This is a genomic window from Streptomyces sp. NPDC001393 (genome assembly GCF_053597455.1).
Genome location: NZ_JBSFIH010000086.1, coordinates 1 through 24,955 on the forward strand (window position 1 = coordinate 1; position 24,955 = coordinate 24,955).

Consider the following 24,955-nt stretch of genomic DNA (forward strand, 5'->3'; position numbering starts at 1 on the left):
CGCCGGCGGCGACACCTGGACCGTCATCGGCTGACCCCGCTCCTCCCTCACCAGGCCCGGGACCGCACGTCCCGGGCCTCGTCGTACGCCCGGCGGCCGGCGTCGTCACGTCGGCCGTGTTCGAGCGCGATGCGAGGACCGCGCAGGTGCGTTCCGAGGCCGGTCGTGTTTGCTCCAGGAACGGCCACTGAACGGCAGTGGTCCTCAAGGAGGTTTCGCATGGCTCTGCGTGACGTTTTCCAGTCCCTGAACGAGACCGACGCCGTCGCTTCGCCGACCGAGTCCCGTCTCGCGGGCGAGGGTGTCCTCGACCCGGAGAAGGCCGCCGTCCTCAACAACAACGAGGAGGCTGCGGACGCCCCCATGACCGTCCTCAGCCAGATCAACGAGGCCTGACCAGCACGAGCAGGGGGCCGCCCGGGAGCGCTCCGCTCCCGGGCGCCACGGACCGGAAAGGTTGGCATTCGCATGACCGCAGCCACTCCTCTGCCTGCCGCCTTGACCGGCAGGCTCCTCGGTGACGCCGCCTGGGGCGTCTCGTACCGCGTCGAGAAGCAGGCCGTCGACCCCTCGGCACTGCTCACGTCGGACACCGTCCGGCGGCTGCTCGACGCCAGTCTCCTCAAGTGGCCCTACTTCACCCTGCTCAAGCACGGTGAGGTGCCCACGGTGTCGTCGTACACGACGAAGCGGGACGTGATCGGGCACAAGGTCGCCGGATTCGCCGATCCCCGGGCCATCGGCCGCCACATGGCGGGCGGCGCCTCCCTCAAGCTCAACCAGGTCGGGGACTGGCACCGGCCCACCCGCGACATCGCGCGGCAGCTGGAGGAGATCCTCCCCGTGGCGGTCAACTCCTACGTCTTCTGGACGCCCGAGGAGTCGCGCGGCATGCTCCCCCACCGGGACGCCGCCCATGTGCTCGCCATCCAGCTCGAAGGCCGCAAGGAGTGGCACCTGTACGCCGAGCCGGACCAGGTCGGCGCCTCGGCGGGCCTGGACGTGGACGCCGCCCGGCCCACGCACGTCTTCACCCTCGAACCGGGCGACGTGCTGTATCTGCCGCACGGCTGGCCGCACGACGCGGTCGCCCGCGGCGGCGACTCCCTGCACCTGACGTTCACGCTCACCGAACCGACCCCGGAGGACCTGGTCGACGCGCTCCTGCGGCGGTTCCTGGACGACGAGCACGACCTGGTCCACCACTTCCAGACCCGCCCTCTCGCGGCGCGTACCAGCGAGGTCCGCTCGGCTCTGACCGAACAGGCCAGGACGCTGGACGGCGACCTGTGGGCGCGTACGGCGCTTGAGACGATGCGGGAGGCGATCGGCTGATGACCACCACGACCACCGAGATCCGCGAGGCCGCACCGGCGGAGCACACCGCGTACGACGCGGTGCCGACCCGCCTGGAGCACCTGGTCGGCGACACCGACGCCTTCTTCCGCGACCACTGGGCGAACCAGCCCGTCCTGCTGCGCGCGCACAGCGACCTCGGCCGGCTCATCACCGAGCAGGAGATGTGGGACGAGGTCGACTGCGGTCTGCTGTCCCGGCCGTACTTCACCATCTTCAACGAGGGCGTGCGCACCGCGATCAGCGACATGACCCGCAAGCGCCGGGTCGTGGGCCATGAACTGCCCGGCTACATCGAGCCCGAGCGGATCCGCGAGGACTTCGCGGCCGGCGCCACCTTCAAGTTCAACCAGGCCGAGCACTGGCACCCGCGCATCCGCACCCTCGTCAAGGCCCTGGAGCCGCACTTCAGCGGCGGCCTGGAGTCCTTCGTCTTCCTCAGCCCGCCCGGCAAGACCGCGATGCAGGCCCACTACGACGGCGCGCACGTCTTCATCCTCCAGGTCGCCGGAGTCAAGGACTGGGTGGTGGGCCGCATCGACGAGACCTCCACCGGCGACTCCGTCCTGCACGAGGGCGAGATCCCCGACGAGCGCCGCATCGAGCTGACGCTGCGCCCGGGCGACGTGCTGTACATGCCGCACGGCACGCCGCACTACGCGACGGCCCGCGAGGGCAACTCCATCCACATCGCCATCACCGTCGAGGAGCCCACCGCGCAGAACCTCGCCGAGGTGTTCCTCGCCGGCTTCCTCGGCGACCCCGCCCTGAAGGCCCTGCACGACAGCCACCACCGGCACTCCCTGAAGCAGCGCACCGAGCTGCTGCGCGAGGCCCTGCTCGCCCACCTCGACGGCGCCGACGAGAGCGCCGTGACCCGGGCCGCCGTCACCCTTCGCAGGGAGCACCGGTGACCGGGCTGCGGGTGTCCCGCCGCGCACCCTGGATGAGCGGCGGGGGGCCCGCAGCCGTCATCGAGGGAACCCTGCGCACCACCGGCCTTGACGACACCTGGGCCCGCCTCGCGCCGCAGCTTCCCGCCCGCGGCATCACCCGGGTCGCCGACCTCACCGGCCTCGACATCCTCGACGTTCCGGTGTGGACGGCGATCCGGCCCGCCGCCGCCACCCTGGTCGCCAGCGCCGGCAAGGGCATCTCGCACACCGCCGCCCGTATCTCGGCGGTCATGGAGTCACTCGAGGTCGCCGTCGCCGAGCAGGCCCGGCCCGCTGCCGCCGCCCGCGGCACCGCCCACGCGCTGGCCCCGGGCTACGGCGTCGACGAACTGTCCCTGCACCCCGTCTCGCTGGTCGACGACCGCACCGTGCTCGAATGGACCGAGGGCTGGGACCTGGCCTCCGGCGCGCCGGCCCTCGTCCCGTCGGCCGCCGTCGGGTTGCGCGGCTGGGCCGCCGCCCGCTGGCAGCCCCCCACCTTCGTCACCACCACCAACGGTCTGGCCTCCGGCAACGACCACGTCGAGGCCGCACTCCACGGACTGCTGGAGGCCGTCGAACGAGACGCCCTCGCCCGGCTGCGCGAGGGCGACGCGGTGGCCACCGACCTGGACACCGTGGGGGACAGGCTCGGCGCGGTGGTCGCCCGGATCCGCGCCGCCGGAGCCGATGTCGCCCTGGAGCGCATCCCGTCCGTGCCGGGCACCTGGGCGTACACCTGCTGGCTCACCCAGCCCGAGATGTGGCAGATCTTCGCCGGGTCCGGCTGCCACACCGACCCCGCGATCGCCGCCGAACGGGCCCTGCTGGAGGCCGTCCAGAGCCGGGGCTCCACCATCAGCGGCGGACGCGACGACATCCCCGAGTGGACCTTCCGGCGCCTGGGCGCCCCACCGGACCGGCCCCGCCCCAGCCCGCGGCACACCGAACCGATGCCCTCCGCGACCCGGTCGGCCGCATCCCTCGGCGAGGTGCTGGACGGGCTCGTCACCGCCGTGCACCGCACCACCGGCCGGCCCGTGATCGCCGTCGACCTCACGCCGGACCGGCAGCCGTGGCCCGCCGTCGTCCAGGTCTTCGCGCCGGGGCTCGGGCTCGCCCTGCAGCACCCCCGCCCGCAGTCCCTCGCCAGCAGGAGCTTCGTGTGACCCCCAGGCGCATCGCCTTCGTCGGCCCGACCCTGCCCGAACAGCAGCGGCCCACGGGCTCCTTCGAATACCGGCCGCCCGTGAAGCACGGCGACCTCTTCGACCTGTGCCTGCGGCCCGGAGACCAGGTGCTGATCGTGGACGGCGTCTACCAGCACTTCGCGCCCATCCGGCACAAGGAGATCCTCGCCCAGCTCGCTCGCGGCGTGCACGTCGTCGGTACCGCCAGCCTGGGCGCGTTGCGCGCCGCCGAACTGGCCGACTTCGGCATGCAGGGCCTGGGCGAGGTGTACGCCGAGGCCCGCGCCGGACGCCTGGTCGCCGACGCGGACGTCGCCGTACTCCACGCCGACGACCACGCGGGCGCCCGCCGGCTGACCGAGGCGATGGTGTCGGTCCGGCACGGACTCACCGAACTGCTGCGGACCGGGAAGCTGGACACCGGCCAGGCGGCCCGCCTCGAACAGGCCGCCGCCCGGCTGCACTTCACCGAACGCTCCGCCGCGGGCCTGCGCCACGAGGCCGGCCCCGACCGCGACGCCATGCAGCTGCTCCTGGACCACCTTCACCGGCACGGCGACATCAAGACCCGCGACGCCCGGCACGCTCTGGACACCCTGGCCGCCCGCCCCGTCCCGCCGCCCTGCCCCGCTCCCGGCACCGCCGAGGCCTGGCCCAGCTCCTACGGCAGGGAATGGGACTTCGAGCACCGGCCGCTCAGGCCGGGCTCCGCCGTCGGTGCCCGACTCGCCCTGGCCTGCCTGCAGTTGTTCGCCGTGGACTTCCCCGAGCGGCACCGCGCCTACACCCTGCGCCTGGCCGCCGCCACCACCGGCTGCACCGGCTGCGCCGGCCGGCTCCTCGACGCGGCCGGGTTCGCCCCGGCCACCCGCCCCTACGCCCGGCTGGCCCGGGCCACCGAGGCCACCGCCGACTGGAGCGCCGACGAGCGGCTGCTCGCCCGCACCTTCCGGCTGCCGCCCGGCCGGCTCGTCTACCAGGACCTGCCCGCCGAAGCCCTCGGCGACAGCACCCTGGACGAAGTGGAAGAGCGGTGCCTGCGGCTGCTGCTGCCACCCTCCGCCCCGGCCGCACCCACCGCACACCGGCACGCCCTGCTGCGGCAGTTGTGGCAGGCCGGCTCGGACCACGAGTACCGGCTGTGCGCGCTGGAACGCGGCTTCCGTGACACCGCGGAGGCCGCCCGGCTGGCCGGCGCCTTCGACCTCGCCCTGATCGCGCGGCTCCTGCACGCGCCGGCGGCGGTCCGATGAGCCTCACCGCACCGGCCACCACCCGGCTCGCCGAGGGCGTGGCCCTGGCCGAGTCGCTGTGCACGGAGCCACGCCCCACGGAGGTGGCCGCGTACGGCGACGACGGGCTGCTGCTGCGCGTCGACGTCCCCACCCGGCACGGCGCCGAGCACCCGCACCTCGTCCACTACCGGCGCCGCCCCGACGGCACCTGGGAACCCACCTGGACGCTGCCCTGGGGCACCCAGGCACTGCCCGTGCCCGGCGGGTACGTGTGCGTCCGCCGGGCAGGCGGGCGGTCCCTGGTGGAGCTGCGCCCCGCCGACGGCGGCCCCGAACAGCTCCTGCTGGCCACCCAGGGACGGATCGGCGCCCTCGCCCCCCGGCCGGGCGGCGGCTGGATCGCGGTCACCGCCAGCACCTTCGGCGGGCCGGGAGAGCATCCCGAGGGCCTGCTGGCCGGCTCCGACGCCGTGTGGGCCGAGGGCTCCGACATGACGCTCAGCCACGCCAAACAGCCACAGGGACAGTGGCAGGTCCACCTCGTGCCGCTGGACGGCACCGCCCCGCGCCGGCTCACCCCCTTCGTCCCCGCGGACCTCGTGCTCACCGGCGAGGCGGCCTGGGCCACGCCGGCCACGCTGTTCCTCGGCACCTTCCGCCACCACCGGCACGGCGTACGCAACTTCGGACTGCTCTCCCTGGCCGTCGACGACGGCGACGCGACCCGCGAACTGTTCTCCGACACCGTCGACCTCTGCTACCCCGTGCAGGGCCCCGGCGGACAGGTCGCCTACCTCGGCACCACACTGCGCCACGACAACGAGCCCATCTCCCAGTTCGCCTGCCTCGTCGGCGAGGAGCTGCGGCAGCCCGTCCTGCTGGCCGCCGAGAACGGCCTGTGGCAGCGCCCGGTCGGCTGGGACGGGCCGCGCCGGCTGGTGTGCACCGCCGAGTCCGGGCCCCGCCGCGGCCTGTACGTCCACGACCTGGACCACAGCACCTGGCGGCCGGTGCCCGCCCGGGCGTCGGTGATGAACGCCCGGATCCACGCCGGCCGGGCCGCCGTCCTGACCTCCGCCCCCGACACGCCGCCCGCGCTGGAGGTGACCGGTCTGCACACCGGCCTCGGCGAACACGTCGTGTCCGCCGAGGCGCCAGAGCTGCCGGGCCGGCTCCAGTACCGGCCGCAGCGGATCCCCGGCATGGACGGCGACGTCGCCAGCTGGGTGTGCCTGCCCGAGCAGGGCCCGCCCCACGGCACCGTCGTCTTCTACCACGGCGGTCCGTTCCAGAGCTGGAGCGAATGGTCCTGGCGGTGGAACCCGTGGCCGTTCGTCGCCTGCGGCTTCGCCGTCGTCCTCGTCGAACCACCGCTGAGCCTCGGCTACCCGGACGCCGTCCGCACCGGCTGGCGCCAGTGGCGCGGCGGAATCGCCGCGAGCGCCGCCGCCCAGGTCGAGGCGGTGCGCGGCCGGGAAGGCCTGCTGGACTCGCCCCTCGCCCTCATGGGCGGCAGCTTCGGCGGCTACCTCGCCCTGACCACGGCCGACTCACTCAACCCCGACCTGGTCGTCGCGCACGCCGCCCCCCTCGACCTCACCCAGGTCGCCGAGGGCAGCGACGTGGGCTGGCAGTGGATACGCGAGTTCGGCGACCCCACCGAGTGGCGCCCGCTGTACCAGCTCAACAGCCTGGCCCCGCGCGCCGTACGGCCCGGCACCCGGGCGCTGCTCTCGCACGGGCTGCACGACGGACTCGTACCGCCCACGGAGACCCTGCGCACCCATCGCGCGCTCGCCCGCCAGGGTGTCCGCAGCGAGGTCGCGTTCTTCCGCTCCGAGGCCCACCCCCTCAGCCGGCCCGGGAACATCCGCGCCTGGTACCGCTGGGTCCTGTCGGCCGCCGCCGACGAACTCGCCCCGCACATCGGCAACCCACCGTCGGGAGCGACATCATGACGGATCGTCACGTAGTCACCAGGTCCGCGGTGGCCGATGGTCTCGCCGGCCTCGGCATCCGCCCCGGCGCCGTCGTCATCGCCCACACCTCGCTCAGCTCCTTCGGTTACGTCGTCGGCGGAGCCCACAGCGTCCTGCTCGCCCTGCGCGACACCGTCGGCCCCCGGGGCACCCTCGTCATGCCCGCCTTCACCCCCCAGCTGTGCCATCCGCACACCTGGCGCGCGCCCGACCTCGCCCGCGCCGCCGCCGATCCGGACATCGCCGCCCAGATGCCCCCGTTCGACCCGCGGCGCACCCCGGTCGCCCGCACCATGGGCGTGCTGCCCGAACTGCTCAGAACCCAGCCCGGCAGCCGCCGCTCCGGCCACCCGCACGTCTCCTTCGCCGCCCAGGGCCCCCTCGCCGACCGCATCGTGCGCGACCACCCCGCCGCCTGGCGGCTCGCCGCCCACGGCCCGCTCGGCCGGCTGTGGGACCTCGACGCCACCGTGCTGCTGCTCGGCGCCCCCTGGGAGAAGTGCACCGCCCTCCACCTCGCCGAGTACGCCACCGCCTATCCGGGTCGGCGGGCCGGCCTGTGGCCGGTGCCCGAACCGGACGGACACGGCGGCACCCGCTGGCGGGAGGTGCCCGAACTCCTCGTCTGGGAAGGCGACTTCGAAGCCATCGGCGCCGCCTACGAAGCCGCCGGTGCACCCCTCGCCACCGCACGCGTCGGTGGCGCGCTCTGCCGGGCCGTACCGCTGCGCCCCCTGGTGCGGTTCGCCTGCCGCTGGCTGGCCGGCCACCGCGACCTGAGCCGGGGGGTGCCCCCGCCCGGCTGGCGGGACGTGGTGGATGCCCAGTCCCCGGTGCCCGCCGGCCGACTCGGCGCGGCGCACCCCGATCCGGCGGCCCAGGAGCAGACACCATGACCAACGAAGTGTCCCTGCGCCCCGTCACCCCCGGCGACCTCGACCTCTTCGAGCGGGAGTTCACCACCGAGGACGGCACGGGTCCCTTCCAGTGGTTCGGGTTCAGCTCCACCCACCGGCTGCGCGACCGCTTCGCCGAGGACCGGCTGCTCGGCGGCGAGGGCGGCATGCTCACCATCACCGCGGCGGGTGCCGCCGTCGGCCGCGTCGAGTGGTTCGCCTCCGCCTGGGGACGCCCCGACACCTCCTCCTGCTGGACCATCGCCATCGGACTGTTCCCCGCCGCGCGCGGCCGCGGCACCGGCACCGCCGCCCAGCGCCGGCTGGTCCGCTACCTCTTCGCCCACACCCGGGCCGAACGCGTCCAGGCCTTCACCGACCACGCCAATCTCGCCGAGCAACGAGCCCTTGAGAAGGCCGGCTTCACCCGCGAGGGCACCCTGCGCTGCGCCCAGTGGCGGGCCGGGCGCTGGCACGACCAGGTTCTGTACTCGGTGCTGCGCACCGACACACCGCTGTGGGACGAGGAGCCCGAATGACCTCGCAGCCGACCCTCCTGCGCCTCGACAACGGCCTGCGCGTCCTGCTGCAACCGCTGCCAGGCTGCCAGGTCGTCGCCACCTGCCTGCACGTCGGCACCGGATTCCGCAACGAGCCGGTCGCGGGCGCCGCCCACCTGCTGGAGCACGTCCTCGCCCAGGGCGCCTCCAGCAGCAGACCGCTCACCGACGCGGTGGCCGCCACCGGCGGCACCACGAACGCGCGCACCGCGGCCGACTACACCCAGTACACCGCCATCCTCCCGGCCGGCGCGCTGGACCTCGGCCTGCGCATCGAGCACGACCGGCTCACCGACCCCGACCTCGGCCCCGGCCACGTCACGGCGCAGATCGCCGTCGTCCAGGCCGAGATCCGCCGCAACATGCTGCAACGCCCGCACGGCGGGCTGGTCCTGTTCGACCTGCCCGCCCTGCTGCACGACAGCTGGGAGAACCGGCACAACGGATACGGCGACATCGAGGCCCTGGAAGACCTCGGCCCCGCCGACCTGGGCCGCTTCTTCGAGCAGTCGTACGCACCCGGCAACGTGCACCTGGCCCTCGTCGGCGACTTCGACCCCGCCCACGCCCGCGACCTGGTGGAACACCGCCTGGCCCCGGTGCCCCCACGCACCGGCCGGCGGCACCCCCACGTCCCGGAGGCCCCGCTCACCGCGCCCCGCCGGGCCCTGCGCGCCGAACGGATCGCCCGCACCGCGCGCACCGCCCTCGGCTTCCGCACCCCGGACCCGGCCGCCGACCCGGGCGCCCACCTCGCCACCGTGCTGCTCGGCGAACTGCTGGAGACACTGGGCACCGACTGCGCCTGCCACCCGGGCAGCCGGCGCACCTGGGGCGCGTTCCGGGCCCGCGCCCACCGCACCGGCAACCCCTTCGACGTCGCCCGCGACGCGCTGTTCGCCGTGGACTTCCCCCACCCCGTGGACACCGAGCCCGACGAGGCCGAACACTGCCTGCGCTCCGTCCTCGGCAGCGTCGCCGACGGCACCGTGCGGCTGACCGAGCCCCTGGCCCGTATCCGCAGACAGCTCGCCCTCGCGCTGCACGCGGAACTGGACTCCGTGGCGAGCCAGGCGTCCTGGCTGTGCGTCGGAGCCGCCGTCCACGGCGATCCGCTCCACCTGGCCGCCCTGCCGGGCGCCCTGCAGCGGCTGCCCGACACCGAGGTGGCCGCCGCGGCCGCCCGCTACGCGGCGGCCCCCGCCGCCCGGCTCACCAGCCGCCCGGCCCCGGCAGCAACCCTCACGACCGCGGTCACCCCCGCCGCGACAGGAGCCGCATCATGACCGCCCCCGCCGTGCCCCGGCCCGCCCCCGCCGAGCCCGCGCCCGCCCCCGCCGAGCCCGCGCCCGCCCCCGGCTTCATCGCCCCCGCACACAGCGAACAGACCACGGGCCGCGGTACGGCCGTCGCCGTCCGCCGCGCCGGGACCGGCGAACTGACCGAGGCCAGGCTGCTGTTCCCGCTGACGCCCGCGCCCGGACCGCACCAGACCCGGGTCGAGGTGACCGCCGAGGCACTGCGCGACGCCCTCACCGAGGCCGCCGCGGACCTCGCGACCGTCAGGGTGGAGGCGCGCAGCGACCGCGCCGTCATCGCCGTACGCACCTTCGCCGACGACTTCGCCGCCACCCGCGCCCGGATCCGCGACTGCCTCGACGCCGGCCGGCCGCACGAGCCCCGGCGGGTACGCGAGGCGGCCGACCGCGTCGCCCGACGGCTGGCCGCCGCCGAACCCGCGCCCGCCCTCCTCGCCCGCACCGGCTTCCTCGCCGCCGCCTACGGACCGCACCCCTACGGCCAGGCCGCGACCGCCGCCCACGCGGCCGGCGTCGAAGGCCCGCACACCGCGACCCTGCTGCACAGCGCGGGACCCGCCCGCCGCCGTAGCGTCGTCGTCGGCCCGAACCCCGTCGAGGAGCTCCTGGCCCAGGCCACCGCACTGCTGCCCCGGGCGAGCGGCGCACCCCGCGACGAGGCCGACCCGCCGGCCGGCGATGCAGCCCGGCCGCCGGAGCCCGCCCCCCGCCCTCGCCGCACCCTGCTCCACCCCGCCACCCCACAGACCCTGCTCCGCCTGGGCGGCCTGGTACCCGGCCGGGGCCACGACGACTACCCGGCGCTGCAACTGGCCGCGCTCATGCTCGGCGGCTACTACGCCAGCCGCCTCACCCTCGTCCTGCGCGAACGCGAGGGCCTCGCCTACGCGCCGCGCGCCGTCCTGGATCCGCTGGGCACCCGGGCCGTGCTCACCGTGGAGGCCGACGTGCGGCACGACGGTGCCGCCCGCGCCCTCACCCTCATCGCCCAGGAGGCGGAACGTCTGGCGGCCGGCGCCTTCACGGCACAGGAACTGCACAACGCCCAGAACTACGCCGTCGGTTCCATGGCGATGGCCTGCTCCTCCCGGTCCGGACTGGCCTCGACGTACGCCGCGGTGCTGGCGAGCGGCCTGCCCGCGAGCTGGCCGGCCGGCTATGAGGACCGGCTGCGCGCCCTGACCGCGGCCGACGTGGCCCGCGCCGCGGCCACCCACCTGGCGCCCGGCCTGACCGGAGTGGTGGTCGCCCCTGCCTGGCTCCCCGGCCTGCCGCCCACCGCACCCGACCGAGGGGACCGACCGTCGTGAAAACATTCATCCAGCGCACGTTCTCGTCACTGCGCGGACCCGCCGGAACGCTCGGCGCGCTGCATTTCGTCGACAGCCTCGGCAACGGCTTGTTCATGGCCGGCTCCGCGGTCTACTTCGTCACCGTGGCCGGCCTGCCCGCGACCGTCGTGGGCCTCGGCCTCTCCCTCGCCGGCCTCAGCGGCTTCGTCGCCAGCCTCGTCTTCGGCCGGCTGACCGACAGGACGGGCGCCCGCCGCCTGCTCGCCGTCCTGCTCTTCCTCCTGGCCGGTGCCTACGCCCTCTACCCGGCCGTGCACTCACCCGCCCTCTACTTCCCGGTGGTCGTCCTGATCGGCGCCCTGGAATACGGCTGCGGACCGGCCTTCGGTGCCCTGATCGCCGAACTGGTCCCGGACGGCGAACGCGTCACCGCGCGGGCGGCGCTGCGCTCCCTGTTCAACGCCGGCTTCTCGGCCGGCGCGCTGGCGGCGGCCGCGCTGATCTCGCTCGGCAAGGACACCCTCGGCCTGCTGCCGCTCGGCAACGGCCTGACCTTCCTGGCGGCGGCCGCTCTGGTGCTGAAGCTGCCCGCGACCGACGCACGGGCCGCCGCCGACGGCGGCAAACCCTTCCGCGTCCTGCGCGACCTGCCCTTCCTCGGCGTCATCGGTTCCTCCAGCCTGCTCGCCCTGCACAGCGCCGTCCTGCTCGCCGGAATACCGCTGTGGATCGTCAGGAACACCGATCTGCCGCGCGCCGTCGTCCCGTTGATCCTCGCCGTCAACACGGTCCTGGTGGTCCTCTTCCAGGTGGCGGCGGCCCGCGGCTCGGAGAACCTGGACGGCGCCGTCGGCGCGGCCCGCCGGGCGGGACTGGTGAGCGTGCTGGCCTGCGCCGCCCTGGCGGCCGGACGGTTCACCGGATCCTGGGGCACCGGCGCGATCGCGCTCGCCGCGGTCCTGCTGTTCACCCTCGCCGAACTGTGGCAGTCGGCCAGCGGCTTCGGCCTCGGCTTCGGCCTGGCCCCCGAGCAGGCACGCGGCGAATACCTCGGCGCCTTCCACCTGCACGTGGTCATCCAGGCCACCCTCGGCCCCGCCCTGGTCGCCTTCCTGGTCGTCGGCCATGACTCCCTCGGCTGGCTGGCCCTGGCAGCCCTCTTCCTGGCCGGCACGGCGGCGATCGGCCCGTCGGTCAACCGGGCCCGCCGCAACCTGCCGACACAGCGCCCCGAGCCGACCGCACACCCCGAGCCCGCACCCCGGCCCCGGACAACCGCCTGAGCCGCGCAGAAGCGAACGGGCGCCGGTCGTACGGGAGACGCACGCACCGGCGCCCTCCTGCGTGAGCCCGGTGGGTCGTATCGGTGGGCTTCGTGGTGAGCGCAGGGGCTTGGCTAAGCTGCCTGCTGTGTCCTCGACACGGCACGCCTGCAAGAAGGCCGTTCTCGCTGTCACGAACAGGGTCGAGGACATCGGCAAGGGAGTAGGCGATACAGCCAAGATGGTCGGCAGCCGGCTTGGGCTGTGACTCACAGGAACCGGACCCATGGGTACAAAGAGGAAGCGGCCGCAAGGCGAGTGGCAGCAGCCGGCGAAGTCAGCCGAACGGCAGGCCCTCGAAGAGGAGTTGCGCAGACTACGCTCCAGGGTCCGGCAGCCCACGCTGCCGCAGCGGCGATTGATTGCGACGCTGTTCGCCGTGTCCCTTGTGGCTTTCGGTGCCTTCCTCGTCTTCTTCCTTCCCTCGCAGTCTCTCGTCAGCGACCTGCGTTCGCGTGGAGTCGCCACGTGGGCGACAGTCACCTCAGCTTCGCGGGACAAGTTCGGCAGCCCGGGCAATATCAAGATCCGGTTCGACGCCCCCAAGGGGGAAGTCGACACGACGCTCAGCGACTGGGGAGGCAGGCGTCCTGACGGCCTCGTTCCCGGAAACCTTGTGTCCGTGACCTACGATCCGCACGATCCGACTCGAGTACTGACGACGGCCTGGGTGAAGCATCCGCCGACCATGACACTGCCGATGCTCGTGTCACTGGTGATGGGTGTCCTTCTGCTGGCCGGAGCGACCCTGGTCACGATACGGCGCCGAATCCTGCAAAAGTCGGAGAAGCGACCGGAAGCAGCGGGTGGTCATCGGAAGCCACCTACAGACGCTCTTGGTTCCGACCTACGCAGCCAGTCCTCGTAGGCTGGTCCGGTGAGAGGTGGATTGCGCGAGCGCTGGAGGGAGCTGTCGCCGAGCACAGGGAAGCCCGCGGCACCCGGCATGATGTCCTCACGGATATTTCGCGGGGCGCGTGGAGGCGGTGAATCTCGACCCTCAGGCGTTTCATTCGCCTCCGCTCTTCTCCTGCGCCGCCGACGGTGAACTGATGTGTTCGTTCGGCCTCGGTGAGGAGCGGCGGCGGGTACTTGGGGACCTGACTCAGCAGGTTTGGCGTAGTGGGTTCGGCATCGCTGCCATGACGAGCCGGGCAACACCGCACCGACCGCATCGACGAGGCCCGCGTGTGCGTCGGAGACGACCAGATCGACGCCCGACAGGCCACGGGCGGTGAGCGAACGCAGGAAGGCCGGCCGGCGCCGTCCTCGCAGGTGGCGACGTCGATGCCGAGGATCTCGCGGTGCCCGTCGGCGTTGACGCCGACCGCGATCAGCGCGTGGACGTTGATGATGCGGCCGCCCTCGCGGACCTTCTGGGTCAGCGCGTCCACCCAGACAAACGCATACGGCCCAGCATCCAGGTGACGGTTGCGGAACGCTGCGATCTACTCGTCCAGGGGCCGGGCCATCGCGCTGACCTGGGACTTGGACAGCTGGGTGACGCCGAGGGACTCGGCGAGCTTCTCGACGTGGCTGGTGAGGGAAGTAACTGCCCTGCCTCAGCTTGGGGATGGCCGGTTCGACCGTTCCCGCGCGGTTGTCCCACTCGCACGAACGTTGGCCATTGCGATGGTTGACGCGTTCGTCTCCATGACCATCGGAGCGTATGCGCATCAGGAGGTTCAAAGACGGTTTCTTACGCCGCGGCCGTACCGTCGCCGACGGTGTCGACAACCTGCAGCAGGCGACACGGGACGCGGCGCTCGACCCGTCGAAGGCCGACACCTACTTCGACCCGTCGAGAAGAACAGACGGCAGAAGAGACGGCCACCGTCGGCCCGGTGCGGTGAGGCACTCGGGCCGGCGGTGGCCGTCGGCCGGTCCGGACGGGGGAATCACGGACCGGCGGTCAGCGGGCGGACGGTCAGTGCGTGTAGAGGGGCTCCTGCTCGTGACGGGGGCCGGGGATCGGGGCGGCGGCCGGGAGGCGGCTGAGCTTCTCGCCCTCGACGTCCATGTTCGGCAGCAGCCGGTCCAGCCAGCGCGGCAGCCACCAGGCGGACCTGCCGAGCAGGGCGAACAGGGCCGGGACCAGGGCCATGCGGACCACGAAGGCGTCGAAGAGGACGGCTGCGGCGAGGCTGAAGCCCATCATCTTCACGAAGTCGTTCGTGTCCAGGATGAAGCTGGAGAAGACGCTGGTCATGATGATCGCGGCGGCGGTGACGACCCGTCCGCCGTAGCGGAAGCCGCTGACCACCGCGTCGGAGGGGCTCGCCCCGTGGACGTACGCCTCCCGCATCCGGGCGACGAGGAAGACCTCGTAGTCCATCGCGAGACCGAAGACCACACCGATCATGAAGATCGGCAGCGTGCTCATGATCTGGCCCTGCTGCTGGATGCCGAAGCTCTTGGCGAGCCAGCCCCACTGGAAGACCGCGACGACCGCGCCGAGCGCCGCGCTGACCGAGAGCAGGAAGCCCAGGGCCGCCTTGAGCGGGACGAGGACCGAGCGGAAGACCAGCATCAGCAGGAGGAAGGCGAGGCCGACGACCAGACCCAGGTACGGCAGCAGGGCGTCGTTGAGGGTCTTGGAGAAGTCGATGTAGAGGGCGGTCTGGCCGGTGACGAGGACCGTGGCGCCCGCGGAGGACCGGAACTCGTCCTTCATGCCGCGGATCGTCCGGACCAGTTCCTCGGTGGCGTGGTCCTGCGGGCCGGTCTTCGGTACGACGGTGATGATCGCGGTGTCGCCCTTGGGGTTGGTGACCGCGCGGCTCACCACCGCGATGTTCCCGACCTTGGCGAGCCGGCTGCCGACCCGGGCCGCCGCCGCGGCCGTGTCCTGGCCCTGGACCGTGACGGTCAGCGGGCCGTTGAAGCCGGCTCCGAAGGACTCGGACAGCATGTCGTACGCCTTGCGCTGGGTGGTGTCCTTCGCGTACGTGCCCTCGCTCGGCAGACCGAGCTGCATGTCGGCCGCCGGGATGGCGAGGGCGCCGAGGCCCGCGACACCGACGAGCAGGACGGTCAGCGGGCGCCGGACGACGAACGCGGCCCAGCGGGTGCCGAGGTTCGGCTTGCGCCGCGCGGCGCGCTTGTCCGCCTTGCGCTGCTGACGGGCGCTCAGTGGCTTGCCGTAGAACCGCTTGCGCTCCAGGCGCGGCATGACCTTGATCGGTGCGAAGCCCAGAAGGGCGGGGACCAGGGTGATGGCGACGAGGACCGCGATGGCGACCGTGCCGGCCGCGGTGAGGCCCATCTTCGTGAGCATCGGCACGTTGACCACGGCGAGGCCCGCCAGGGCGATGATCACGGTGAGGCCGGCGAAGACGACGGCGGTGCCCGCGGTGCCGACGGCGCGCGCGGCGGCGTCCCGGCGCTCGTGGCCCTCGGACAGCTCGGAACGGTAGCGGGAGATGACGAACAGGGCGTAGTCGATGCCGACCGCGAGGCCGAGCATCATCGCCAGTGTCGTGGTGGTGGTCGACAGGCCCAGGGTGGAGCCGAGCGCGGTGATCGCGGAGGTGCCGATGGCGACGCCGATGAGCGCGGTCAGCAAGGGCATGCCCGCGGCGATCAGCGAGCCGAACGTGAGGATCAGGACGAGGGCGGAGATCAGGATGCCGATGCCCTCGGTGCTGCCGCTCTTGCCCGCGTCCAGCTTGACCGCGTCACCGCCCGCCTCGACGGTCAGGCCGCTCTTGCGGGAGTGGTCGAGGGCGTCGGTGAGGGCGTTGTGCGCCTTGTCGTCCAGCTTGGTGGCGGCGACCTTGTAGGTGGCGACCGCGTAGCCGGTGGTGCCGTCCTTGCTGACGGCGTTCGCCTTGAACGGGTCGGACACGGACGCCACGTCGGGCGCCTTGCCGAGCCGGGCGAGAAGGTCCTCGACCTTGGCCTTCTCCTCCGGGTCGGCGAGCTTGTGGCCCTGCGGGGCGCGCAGCACCACACGGGCGGTGGCGCCGTTCGCGTTCGCCGCCGGGAACTTCTCCTTGAGCAGGTCGAAGGCTTTCTGGGACTCGGTGCCCGGCATGGAGAACGTGTCGGCGGGCGGCGTGGGCGCGGACGAGGCGGCAACACCGATTCCGATGAGGACGGCGAGCCACAGCAGGGTCACCAGGCCGCGCCGCCGGAAGGCGAAGCGACCCACTGAGGACAGGAAGGTGGCCATGGTCGTTACAGACTCCTGGTCTTGCGCGGATTGTGAGGGGATGGGTGGTGCTGCCGGGACCGGTCGCCGGTCACGTTCAGGGGATGGGGCGGAGCGGACGTCGTCGGGTTCGCGCGCGGGCATGGTGAGCCCCGCTGCATACACCTTCTGCGGAAGCACTTGAGGCGTATTTGAAAGAGACTCGATCGCGGTCTCGAAGACTGTCCGTACCGAGCCCGGATTCCTCGAAGTGCCCCGGGATTCCCTCGGCGTCCCCCACCACCCATGGACACGGACGGAGAAGGAGGCGGAGACCATGACCGTCGAACTCGCGGGCACCGCCGAACGCACGCTGCCGGGCCGGGAGTTCGCCGCCCTGTACGCGGCGGCGCAGCAGTTCTACACGCATCAGATGCGGCTCCTGGACGCGCACGACACCGAGCACCTGGCGGCCACCTTCACCGAGGACGCCGTCCTCGAACTGCCTTTCCTGCCCGAGCCGGTGCAGGTCCGCGCCGGACTCGCCCGCTACGTCCGCGCCGGCGCGGCACGGCAGCGGCAGGCCGGCGGCCGCCTCGACCACTGGGTCGGCATGCTCGACGTACAGCCCCGGGCGGACGGGGCGCTGCACACCCGCTGCTCGGCCCTGGCGTACGGCACGCCGAGCGAAGGCGGTTCCCCTGTCCTGTACGTGTGCGTCATGGAGGACGTCCTGGTCCGCACCGGCGGCACCTGGCGCATCGCGCACCGCCGGGTGACCCGCGACGACCTGGCCTGAGCCTCCGCGCCCACGGTGGAACACCGCTTCAGCTGAGCTCGAAGTTCCGTGCAACGTACGCGACTTGGGGCCATCCCCCTGCCTAGAGTGGGTCGGGCACATCCCCTCCCTGTCCGCGCCCGCCTGCCGTCACCGCACGAGGGCGGGCGCGTCGACGTACGGGTGAGCCGGGGGTGGGTGGACGAGGGGCCGGTCCGGGGCCGGCGCGCCGCAACGCGTCGGAGGCACCCGACCGGACGCGCCCCGCCTCGCAGCTCGCCACCCCTGCCGGACGTCCCCTCCCACACACGTACGACCCGGATGCCCACGCCCGGTCCGACCGGCAGCCACCGCTGCCCCGGCACCCCGTCGGCGCCGCACACCCCGCCGCGCCGAGCACGCATTTCTCTCTCTCACGAGGATCACGAGGATCACAAGGAGGAACCCGCCATGGCTCTGAGCGCCGGCGCAGTCGACGAACGGGCACCCCGGGCGGCACGGAAGGCGGTTCCGCACCGTCTGCTGATGTGCCGCCCGCAGTACTTCGACGTGACGTACAGCATCAACCCGTGGATGAACCCGGAGAAGCCGACGGACGCCGCGACGGCCCTGCTCCAGTGGGAGCAGCTGCGGGAGCTGTACCTCTCGCTCGGGCACACCGTCGAGGTGGTCGAGCCGATCGAGGGCCTCCCGGACATGGTGTTCGCCGCCAACGGCGCCACCGTGGTGGACGGCAAGGTCCTCGGCGCCCGGTTCCGGCACCGGGAGCGGACCGCGGAGGGGCCGGCCTACCTCGACTGGTTCGCCCGGAACGGCTTCCGGGAACTGCTGTGGCCGGAGCACATCAACGAGGGCGAGGGCGACTATCTGCGCGTGGGACGCCGGTTGCTGGCCGGCACCGGCTTCCGCACCGACCCCCGCTCGCATGCCGAGGCCCAGGAGTTCTTCGGCCTCCCCGTGACGGGCCTGACCCTGGTCAACCCGAACTTCTACCACCTGGACACGGCGCTCGCGGTGCTCTCGCCGGACGAGGTCATGTACTACCCGGCGGCGTTCACCCCGGGCAGTCAGGCGGTGCTGCGGGAGATGTTCCCCGACGCGATCACCGCCTCGGACCAGGACGCCGCGGTGTTCGGCCTCAACGCCTTCTCCGACGGGCTCAACGTGCTGCTGCCCCAGGCCGCCACCGGACTCGCCGAACAGCTCAAGGAACGCGGGTTCAACCCGATCGGGGTGAGCCTGGGGGAGCTGCTCAAGGCGGGCGGCAGCGTCAAGTGCTGCACCCTCGCGCTGTCCTGACACGGCGCTGCCGCGGCCTCCGCCGGCCGGTGCTCCGTCGCATCGGGCCGGCGGCGGCCCTGCCGGGGGACTGCCGGCAGCTCAGGGCAGGCTGGTGAACGCGGCGAAGACGTCGTCGAGTTCGTGTGTGTGCACGGTCAGCGACTCGGCCGTGACCGCTGCCGCGTCGAGGATCGCGAGTACGGCCCGCAGGGTCTCGACGCCGGCGTCGGCGGTGATCTGGAGGGTGAGCGTCGCGGGGTTGCTCCACGCGTTGTTGAAGCCCGAGCCCGATCCGGCACCGAACGCGGCGCCGGCGCGTCCGAGCGCGACCGCGTCGGCGAACCGCAGGCGGATGATGCCGGCGGGCGGCTCGTGCCGACCCGGCACCGACCACAACTCCGGCCCGCCGGGCCCCGGATCACCGGATGCCGGATCGGCGGACGTGGGATCGGCGGGCCTGGGATGGCTGGATTCCGGGTCGCCGGACGTCGGATGGCCGGACCTGGGATCGGCGGACGTCGGGTGGCCGGATGCCGGATCACCGGATGCCGGATCGGCGGGCCTGGGATGGCTGGATTCCGGGTCGCCGGACGTCGGATGGCCGGACCTCGGATCGGCAGACCTCGGATGGCCGGACCTGGGATCGCCGGCCCTCGGACGGCCGAATGCCGAATCGGCGGATGCCGGATCGGCGGGCCCGGGAAGGCCGGAGTGCGGCGGGCGGCGGATGGTGTCGGCCGGTTCTTCGGCATGCTGGCCCGCCGGGCCGGACGGCGGTGCGGCAGGGACGCGGGCATGGGCCGGGGGAAGAGCCCAGGGGGTGTGTGTCACGGGCACTGCCCTCGCCTTCGCTCGCGTGTCGTCCGATGCCGCCGTTGCCGCTGTTCGTTCACGGCAGGACCTCCGGCTCGTCCGGGTCCGGCACGATCACCGTGCCGACCGCGTCGTCGGTGAACATCTCGAGGAGCACCGAGTGCGGGATCCGTCCGTCGATGACCCGGGCCGCGCCCACCCCGCCCCGCACGGCCTGCAGGCAGCCGGTCATCTTGGGGACCATGCCGTCGCTCAGCTCCGGCAGGAGCTTCTCCAGCTCGTCGGCCGTGAGCCGCTGGATGACCTCGTCGCTGTGCGGCCAGCCCGCGTACAGACCCGCGACGTCCGTCAGCATGACGAGCGCCTCGGCGCGCAGCGCGGTCGCGAGCGCGGCCGCCACGGTGTCGGCGTTGACGTTGTAGACCCGGCCGTCCTCGGCACTGCGCGCGAGCGGCGAGACCACCGGGATCCTGCCGTCCGCCAGCAGGCCCTGAAGGGCACCGGTGTCCACGCCGCAGATGTCGCCGACCCTGCCGATGTCGACCGGCTCCCCGTCGATCCACGGCACGTGCCGCACCGCGGTGAGGGTGTCCGCGTCCTCGCCGGTCATACCGACGGCGAGCGGGCCGAAGCGGTTGATCAGTCCGACCAGCTCGCGCTGCACCTGGCCGGCGAGGACCATCCGCACCACGTCCATCGCGGGCGGCGAGGTGACTCTCAGCCCGGCTTTGAACTCGCGCTCCAGGCCGCGCCGCGCGAGCTCGGCATCGATCTGGGGGCCTCCTCCGTGCACCACCACGGGCCGCAGCCCGGCGTAGCGCAGGAAGACGACGTCGCGGGCGAAGGCCGTCGTGAGGTCCTCGTCGACCATGGCGTGTCCGCCCAGCTTGATGACGACCGTACGGCCCTGGTGGCGGGCCAGCCACGGCAGGGCGTCGCCGACGGACCGGGCCTTGGCCAGGGCCGGGTGCACGCTGACGGTCATGAGAACCTCGCACGCTCGGGGACGAGGCCGCCGACCGGGCAGGTGGCGCTCATAGGCACGACTCCTTCTGGTGGAGGACCCAGGCCACGGGCCAGGCCCGATGACCGGTGGACATGCGCTTGAATACGGCAGGAGAACACTTGGCCGTGATGCGGGCTCTTGGGACAGTGAATACCTGTCGGCCCGGGCTGTGATTGCGCCGCAATCATCTCGCGCGGACGCGGTCCGACGGAACATCGATTCCCGTCAACTCATCACCCGTTCATGATGGAATCGGCGAGACCGCCGAGCCCGAATCACTTTCCACTCGAAAAAGAATCGTGTCCGGCTTGAATGGGAGTGGAATCATGAGCAGCAATCCGTGAGGAGAGCCGCGACGAGTGCCTCGCGAACGTGGCGGAGCACTTCAGGGACCTGCGGCCGCAGAGCCTGCGCGACGCGACGGACGCCGGACCGGTCGCCGCCGACGCCGCGTGAGATGACCGGGCGCCGCCCGGTACACCATGCCTGGGGGTGGGTCCCGGTGCTGCAGCGACAGCACCGGGACCCACCCCCTTGCTGTGCGGCCTCAGGCGGCGGAACGCGCGGCCTGAACGGGGCAGCTGCTGCCCAGCTCCCGCTCGGTGCGCCGCAGCACGATCGAGTCGGCGATCTCGCCGCTGCGGACCGCGATGTTCGACAGCAGGGCCGACGACAGGCCGTGGGTGTGCTCGGTGCCGCCCTGGAGGTAGACGCCGGCGGTCAGTCCCGACGCGGGGACGAGCCGGTAGTCGCGTTCCACCCGGTGCCTGCCCGCGGCGTCGCGCAGGAAGTGCTGGTCGAAGTCGCCGAGCAGGCGGGCCGGGTCCAGGCCGTCGTAGCCGGTGGCGAACACCAGGGCGTCGAGGGCCAGTTCCTCCGTCCGGTCGTCGAGCACCGAGCGCACGACCACCCGCGCCCCGCTCCCGACGCGTTCCACCTCGTCGACCCGGGTGAGGTTGCGGAAGTGCAGCCGCTGGCTGCCGCGCACCTGCTCGTCGTACGAACGCTGGTACAGGGCCCGGATGACGTCGGCGTCGACCACCGAGTAGTTGGTGTTGCGGTGATAGCGCCAGAACGAGTCCCGTGCCCGCTCGGTGCCGAAGTAGTACTCGTCGACCGCGCTGGGGTCGAACACCTGGTTGGCGAAGGGGGTGTCGTCGGCGACGGAGTAGCCGTAGGACGGGATGACCGCGGTGACCTGGGCGTGCGGCAGCGAGTCGTAGAGGAACCGGGTGATCTCGGCCGCGCTCTGGCCGGCCCCGACCACCGCCACGCTCTTGAGGTCGCCCGGGGCCTGTGCGTGGAACCTGCTCAGGAACTCCGAGCTGTGCCACACCCGTTCGTCGGAGGTCACGCCCTCCGGCAGGCGCGGCACCAGGCCTGTCGAGATGACCACGTTGCGTGCGCTGACCACGCCGGTGGTGCCGTCGCTGCCGCGCACCTCGATCTCGAGGATGTCGGACGTGCCGGCCCCGGCCCCGCCGGCGGGCCGGATCGAGGTGACCTCGGCGCCGTAGGTCACCCGGTCGCTCAGGCCGGCGGCCGCCCACTCGAGGTACTGGTGGAATTCCTGCCGGGTCGGGAAGAAGTCCTGGTTGTTCACGAACTGCACCAGCCGGTCCGAGGCGTGCAGGTACGAGATGAAGCTGAACCGGGACGTCGGGTTCCTGAAGGTCGCCAGGTCCTTGAGGAACGAGATCTGCATGGTCGTCGACGGCAGCAGCATGTTCCGGTGCCAGCCGAACGTCGGCTGACGCTCGAAGAAGTGGCACCTGAGCGGGTGCCGCGGAGAGCTCGCTTCGTGTTCCTCCAGGGCGATCGCGAGCGACATGTTGGACGGGCCGAACCCGATACCGACCACGTCGTAGATCTCTTGGCTGGGCCTACCCGTTATGTCCATAGAAAATTCTCCCGCTTGCGTCTGGAAAACTCGACCGGTTGCTCGAGAGACCGTCTTGCAGTGTTCTCCGGAGAGTGTCTAAAAGGCAACTCGAGGACGGCATGAACACTGTTCAACGGCTTCATCAGGTGCTCGGCACCCGAAAGCGTTGTCCCGTCGACGGGACGGACGGTAAGGTCGGCGCGGATTCTCAAGATTTCCGCGTGGCGCGGCCTATGGCGTATGTGTCCGGAGTAATGCATCAGTCCTGCCCTGAGCCAGAGCCATGCCCAGCCAATTGCCGAAAGGTGAATCCGGATGTTCGTGCCAGGCTTTTATCGCGAACCGGACAGTTCATGGATGGTGGACCTGATCCGAGGCAACCCGTTGGCGCTCGCGGTGACCAATGGCAGCCCCGAGGACGGCCCGTTCGCCACACATCTGCCGGTCATCTTCGACCCCGAGACCTCCGGCGACTTCAGCGGCGAGCTGCCGGGGGCCACGCTGCTCGGGCACATGAACCGGGCCAATCCGCACTGGACGGCGCTGGAGACCGGCAGCGTCCTGCTGCTGACGTTCACCGGCCCGCACTCCTATGTCTCGCCCACGGTGTACGAGAAGACTCCGGCCGCCCCGACCTGGAACTTCACCGCGGTGCACGTCCGGGGCGTGATCGAGAAGATCGACTCGATCGAGGAGACGCTGGGCGTGGTGCAGTCCACCGTGCGCGCCTACGAAGGGGCGTTCGGCGACGGCTGGGACATGACCGAGTCGCTGGACTACTTCCGCAAGATCGTTCCCGCCGTGGGAGCCTTCCGGTTCACCGTGACCGGGGCCGAGGGCATGTTCAAGCTCAGCCAGGAACAGCCCGGCGAGGTGCGCGAGCGGGTGCGTGATGCGTTTGGGCAGAGCGGGTGCGCGTACAAGCGCGAGGTCGCCGGGCTGATGAACCGGCTGCCGTGAGGTGCCGCAGGCCTCGGCGCCGGGACGTCAGGCGCTGATGGCCGCCGGCCGGAGCCGCTCGGCGAGGCCCTCGGGCCGCGCGTTCTCCCCGGGGACGTTCGCGGCCGTCGCGGCCAGGCCCGTGACGCGCCTCAGCTCGGGGATCTCCGCGCGCTCCGCCGGCGTGCCGAGGTCCTCCAGGGCGCTCGCCGCCGCGCTGTCCAGCGTGGTCAGCACCCACTGCTCGAAGTCGACGCCCAGCTGCTCCGCGGCCTTGTGCCACCACTGGAACCGGCTGCCGGGGACCTCCAGGCGGCGGCTCGGCTCGGCGGGAGCGCATGGCTGCCGGCTCTGGCGCGCGGCACGGATGGCGCCGCGCAGCTGCTTGGTGGTCCACTGCCGCTGCTCGGCGCGGTCGAGCCAGAGTTCCTGTTCCTCGACCGGCATGGAAGCCAGCTCGGCGTGGTGCTGGAAGGTCAGGGCGGGCCGGCGCCGGGTGAGGTCGAAGCGTCGTGAGACCCACGCGTAGTTGCGCAGGGTCTGGTACGAGAGACCTGCGGCGCGAATCCCCCGCTGGTACCGGTCGGTGTAGTGGTCCTTGCCGTACACGAGCCAGTCGCCCAGCCACCAGGAGGACGAGTCGAGGACGTCGGCGAGCTGGCGCCCGGCCCGCTCCCACTCGTCGTAGGCCATCTTGGCCGGCATCTGCAGGCCCACCCTGGTCGTCAGTACCTGGCCCCGGCGCGGCGCGGTCCCCGTGGCGCGCGGCTGCCGCGCCGGCTGCGGGAGAGTGGTTGCCGGGCCGCCATGCGACCCCGCGGTCTGACCGGCCTGACGCGTCATCATGCCTCCATGAAAAGGGTCCACATAACCGGCGAGAAGCCTCGCAGCGGGGGGTGGAGCAGGGCCGGAGTGGCGCTCGAACTGGCGAACGCCCTGAGGCGTCCCGCCGACGGGACACCGTCACCGCGGAGGTGCGCGACCGTGGCGGAGGACGAACGAGGCGGCGTACTCCGACGTGGTGTCGGTGTACGCCGCCTGGGGTGGGACGGGGTGCGGGAAGTGGCCCGCCTCGGCACGGCGGTTACTTGGGGTCCTGGTTGAACTTGGCGGTTGCCCAGCGGTAGCCGAGTGCGGTGAGGGCGAGGCTCCAGGCGAGGGCGATCCAGGCGTTGTTGCCGATGGGGGTGCCCAGGAGGAGTCCGCGGAGGGTTTCGATGGTGGGGGTGAAGGGCTGGTAGTGGGCGATGGGCTGGAACCAGCCGGGCATGGAGTGCAGCGGGACGAAGGCGCTGGAGAGCAGGGGCAGCAGGATCAGGGGCATGGCGTTGTTGCTGGCGGCTTCGGCGTTGGGGCTGACCAGGCCCATGCCGACCGCGATCCAGGTCAGCGCCAGGGCGAACAGGACGATCAGTCCGAAGGCGGCGAGCCAGTCCAGGGCGGTGGCGTGGTGGGAGCGGAAGCCGATGGCCACGCCGACGGCGCCGACCAGGACCACGCTCATGACGGACTGCAGGACGCTGCCGATGACGTGGCCGATGAGGATGGAGCCGCGGTGGATGGCCAGGGTGCGGAAGCGGGCGATGATGCCCTCGCTCATGTCGGTGGAGACGGACACGGCGGTGCCGATCGTGGTGGAGCCGATGGTCATCAGCAGGATGCCGGGCACGATGTAGGCGATGTAGGCGTCGCGGCCGGCGCCGCCGCTCATGGCGTTGCCGAAGATGTAGACGAACAGCAGCAGCAGCATGACCGGCGTCAGCAGCAGGTTCAGGGTCAGGGAGGGGTAGCGCCGGGCGTGCAGCAGGTTGCGGCGCAGCATCGTGGACGAGTCGCGTACGGCGAGGGAGAGGGAGCTCATCGCTGGGTCTCCTTGGACTGGCTGGGCCGGGTGCTCTGGTGGGGGATGCCGCTGCTGTCGGTGAGGGCGAAGAAGACGTCGTCGAGGTCGGGGGTGTGGACGGTCAGTTCGTCGGCCTCGATGCCGGCCGAGTCGAGCCGGTCGAGGATGGTGCGCAGCTCGCGCTGGCTGCCGTCGCT

At 72.3% G+C, this 24,955-nt stretch carries 21 protein-coding genes and 2 pseudogenes; 15 read left to right on the forward strand and 8 right to left on the reverse strand.

Annotation, left to right across the window (positions count from 1 at the left end):
* The first annotated feature begins 219 nt into the window (after nucleotides 1–219).
* The 12 genes from ACWC2T_RS42995 (at nucleotide 220) to ACWC2T_RS43050 (ending at nucleotide 12,952) form a co-directional block, all read left to right on the forward strand.
* Nucleotides 220–396, forward strand: coding sequence for a hypothetical protein (locus ACWC2T_RS42995; protein WP_450675736.1), 177 nt, complete (start codon nucleotides 220–222; stop codon nucleotides 394–396).
* A 72-nt stretch (nucleotides 397–468) separates the two neighbouring features.
* Entirely contained in the window at nucleotides 469–1,335 is an 867-nt protein-coding gene (locus ACWC2T_RS43000; RefSeq protein ID WP_450675737.1) for a JmjC domain-containing protein, read from the forward strand.
* Nucleotides 1,335–2,270, forward strand: coding sequence for a JmjC domain-containing protein (locus ACWC2T_RS43005; RefSeq protein ID WP_450675738.1), 936 nt, complete (start codon nucleotides 1,335–1,337; stop codon nucleotides 2,268–2,270). Before ACWC2T_RS43000 ends, ACWC2T_RS43005 begins: the two co-directional genes overlap by 1 nt.
* Entirely contained in the window at nucleotides 2,267–3,460 is a 1,194-nt protein-coding gene (locus ACWC2T_RS43010) for a YcaO-like family protein (RefSeq protein WP_450675739.1), read from the forward strand. Before ACWC2T_RS43005 ends, ACWC2T_RS43010 begins: the two co-directional genes overlap by 4 nt.
* Nucleotides 3,457–4,734 (forward strand): TfuA-like protein, encoded by a 1,278-nt coding sequence (locus tag ACWC2T_RS43015; RefSeq protein ID WP_450675740.1) that lies wholly within the window; start codon nucleotides 3,457–3,459, stop codon nucleotides 4,732–4,734. Before ACWC2T_RS43010 ends, ACWC2T_RS43015 begins: the two co-directional genes overlap by 4 nt.
* On the forward strand, nucleotides 4,731–6,674 hold the full coding sequence (locus ACWC2T_RS43020; protein ID WP_450675741.1) for an alpha/beta hydrolase family protein: 1,944 nt from the start codon (nucleotides 4,731–4,733) through the stop codon (nucleotides 6,672–6,674). The genes ACWC2T_RS43015 and ACWC2T_RS43020 overlap by 4 nt, the downstream gene beginning before the upstream one ends.
* Nucleotides 6,671–7,591: an aminoglycoside N(3)-acetyltransferase gene (locus ACWC2T_RS43025; RefSeq protein WP_450675742.1), complete on the forward strand. Its 921-nt coding sequence runs from the start codon at nucleotides 6,671–6,673 to the stop codon at nucleotides 7,589–7,591. Before ACWC2T_RS43020 ends, ACWC2T_RS43025 begins: the two co-directional genes overlap by 4 nt.
* On the forward strand, nucleotides 7,588–8,130 hold the full coding sequence (locus ACWC2T_RS43030; protein ID WP_450675743.1) for a GNAT family N-acetyltransferase: 543 nt from the start codon (nucleotides 7,588–7,590) through the stop codon (nucleotides 8,128–8,130). Before ACWC2T_RS43025 ends, ACWC2T_RS43030 begins: the two co-directional genes overlap by 4 nt.
* Complete coding sequence (locus tag ACWC2T_RS43035) at nucleotides 8,127–9,437, forward strand: M16 family metallopeptidase (protein ID WP_450675744.1); 1,311 nt, start codon at nucleotides 8,127–8,129, stop codon at nucleotides 9,435–9,437. Before ACWC2T_RS43030 ends, ACWC2T_RS43035 begins: the two co-directional genes overlap by 4 nt.
* Nucleotides 9,434–10,780: a M16 family metallopeptidase gene (locus ACWC2T_RS43040; RefSeq protein ID WP_450675745.1), complete on the forward strand. Its 1,347-nt coding sequence runs from the start codon at nucleotides 9,434–9,436 to the stop codon at nucleotides 10,778–10,780. Before ACWC2T_RS43035 ends, ACWC2T_RS43040 begins: the two co-directional genes overlap by 4 nt.
* On the forward strand, nucleotides 10,777–12,045 hold the full coding sequence (locus ACWC2T_RS43045; protein ID WP_450675746.1) for an MFS transporter: 1,269 nt from the start codon (nucleotides 10,777–10,779) through the stop codon (nucleotides 12,043–12,045). Before ACWC2T_RS43040 ends, ACWC2T_RS43045 begins: the two co-directional genes overlap by 4 nt.
* Nucleotides 12,046–12,310: 265 nt before the next feature.
* Nucleotides 12,311–12,952, forward strand: a complete 642-nt coding sequence (locus tag ACWC2T_RS43050; protein ID WP_450675747.1) for a DUF3592 domain-containing protein — start codon at nucleotides 12,311–12,313, stop codon at nucleotides 12,950–12,952.
* Nucleotides 12,953–13,200: 248 nt separating this feature from the next.
* On the opposite strand, the pseudogene ACWC2T_RS43055 reads toward ACWC2T_RS43050, so the two are convergent.
* Together ACWC2T_RS43055 and ACWC2T_RS43060 are read right to left on the reverse strand one after the other, a co-directional pair.
* A pseudogene (locus ACWC2T_RS43055) lies at nucleotides 13,201–13,734 on the reverse strand (transposase); the annotation flags it as partial.
* A gap of 277 nt (nucleotides 13,735–14,011) precedes the next feature.
* A complete protein-coding gene (locus ACWC2T_RS43060; RefSeq protein WP_450675748.1) occupies nucleotides 14,012–16,258 on the reverse strand; it encodes an MMPL family transporter in 2,247 nt (748 codons plus the stop codon).
* Nucleotides 16,259–16,553: 295 nt separating this feature from the next.
* Here ACWC2T_RS43060 and ACWC2T_RS43065 point away from each other — a divergent pair, with 295 nt between their 5' ends.
* Together ACWC2T_RS43065 and ddaH are read left to right on the forward strand one after the other, a co-directional pair.
* Nucleotides 16,554–17,015, forward strand: coding sequence for a nuclear transport factor 2 family protein (locus ACWC2T_RS43065; RefSeq protein WP_450675749.1), 462 nt, complete (start codon nucleotides 16,554–16,556; stop codon nucleotides 17,013–17,015).
* A 429-nt stretch (nucleotides 17,016–17,444) separates the two neighbouring features.
* Entirely contained in the window at nucleotides 17,445–18,293 is an 849-nt protein-coding gene (gene ddaH, locus ACWC2T_RS43070; protein ID WP_450675750.1) for a dimethylargininase, read from the forward strand.
* Nucleotides 18,294–18,374: 81 nt separating this feature from the next.
* On the opposite strand, the gene ACWC2T_RS43075 is transcribed toward ddaH, so the two are convergent.
* The 3 genes from ACWC2T_RS43075 to ACWC2T_RS43085 form a co-directional block, all read right to left on the reverse strand.
* Complete coding sequence (locus ACWC2T_RS43075; RefSeq protein ID WP_450675751.1) at nucleotides 18,375–18,662, reverse strand: hypothetical protein; 288 nt, start codon at nucleotides 18,660–18,662, stop codon at nucleotides 18,375–18,377.
* 502 nt (nucleotides 18,663–19,164) lie between these two features.
* Entirely contained in the window at nucleotides 19,165–20,073 is a 909-nt protein-coding gene (gene argB / locus ACWC2T_RS43080) for an acetylglutamate kinase (RefSeq protein WP_450675752.1), read from the reverse strand.
* 568 nt (nucleotides 20,074–20,641) lie between these two features.
* A complete protein-coding gene (locus ACWC2T_RS43085) occupies nucleotides 20,642–21,994 on the reverse strand; it encodes a lysine N(6)-hydroxylase/L-ornithine N(5)-oxygenase family protein (RefSeq protein WP_450675753.1) in 1,353 nt (450 codons plus the stop codon).
* Between the two features lie 297 nt (nucleotides 21,995–22,291).
* Between ACWC2T_RS43085 and ACWC2T_RS43090 the strand changes: the two genes are divergently transcribed.
* Complete coding sequence (locus ACWC2T_RS43090; protein WP_450675754.1) at nucleotides 22,292–22,936, forward strand: FMN-binding negative transcriptional regulator; 645 nt, start codon at nucleotides 22,292–22,294, stop codon at nucleotides 22,934–22,936.
* A gap of 27 nt (nucleotides 22,937–22,963) precedes the next feature.
* Here ACWC2T_RS43090 and ACWC2T_RS43095 read toward each other — a convergent pair whose 3' ends face one another.
* The 3 genes and pseudogenes from ACWC2T_RS43095 to ACWC2T_RS43105 form a co-directional block, all read right to left on the reverse strand.
* Entirely contained in the window at nucleotides 22,964–23,632 is a 669-nt protein-coding gene (locus tag ACWC2T_RS43095) for an LmbU family transcriptional regulator (RefSeq protein ID WP_450675756.1), read from the reverse strand.
* A 367-nt stretch (nucleotides 23,633–23,999) separates the two neighbouring features.
* Entirely contained in the window at nucleotides 24,000–24,776 is a 777-nt protein-coding gene (locus ACWC2T_RS43100) for an ABC transporter permease (protein ID WP_450675755.1), read from the reverse strand.
* Nucleotides 24,773–24,955, reverse strand: a pseudogene (locus ACWC2T_RS43105) (ABC transporter); the annotation flags it as partial. The pseudogene ACWC2T_RS43105 and the gene ACWC2T_RS43100, both read right to left, overlap by 4 nt.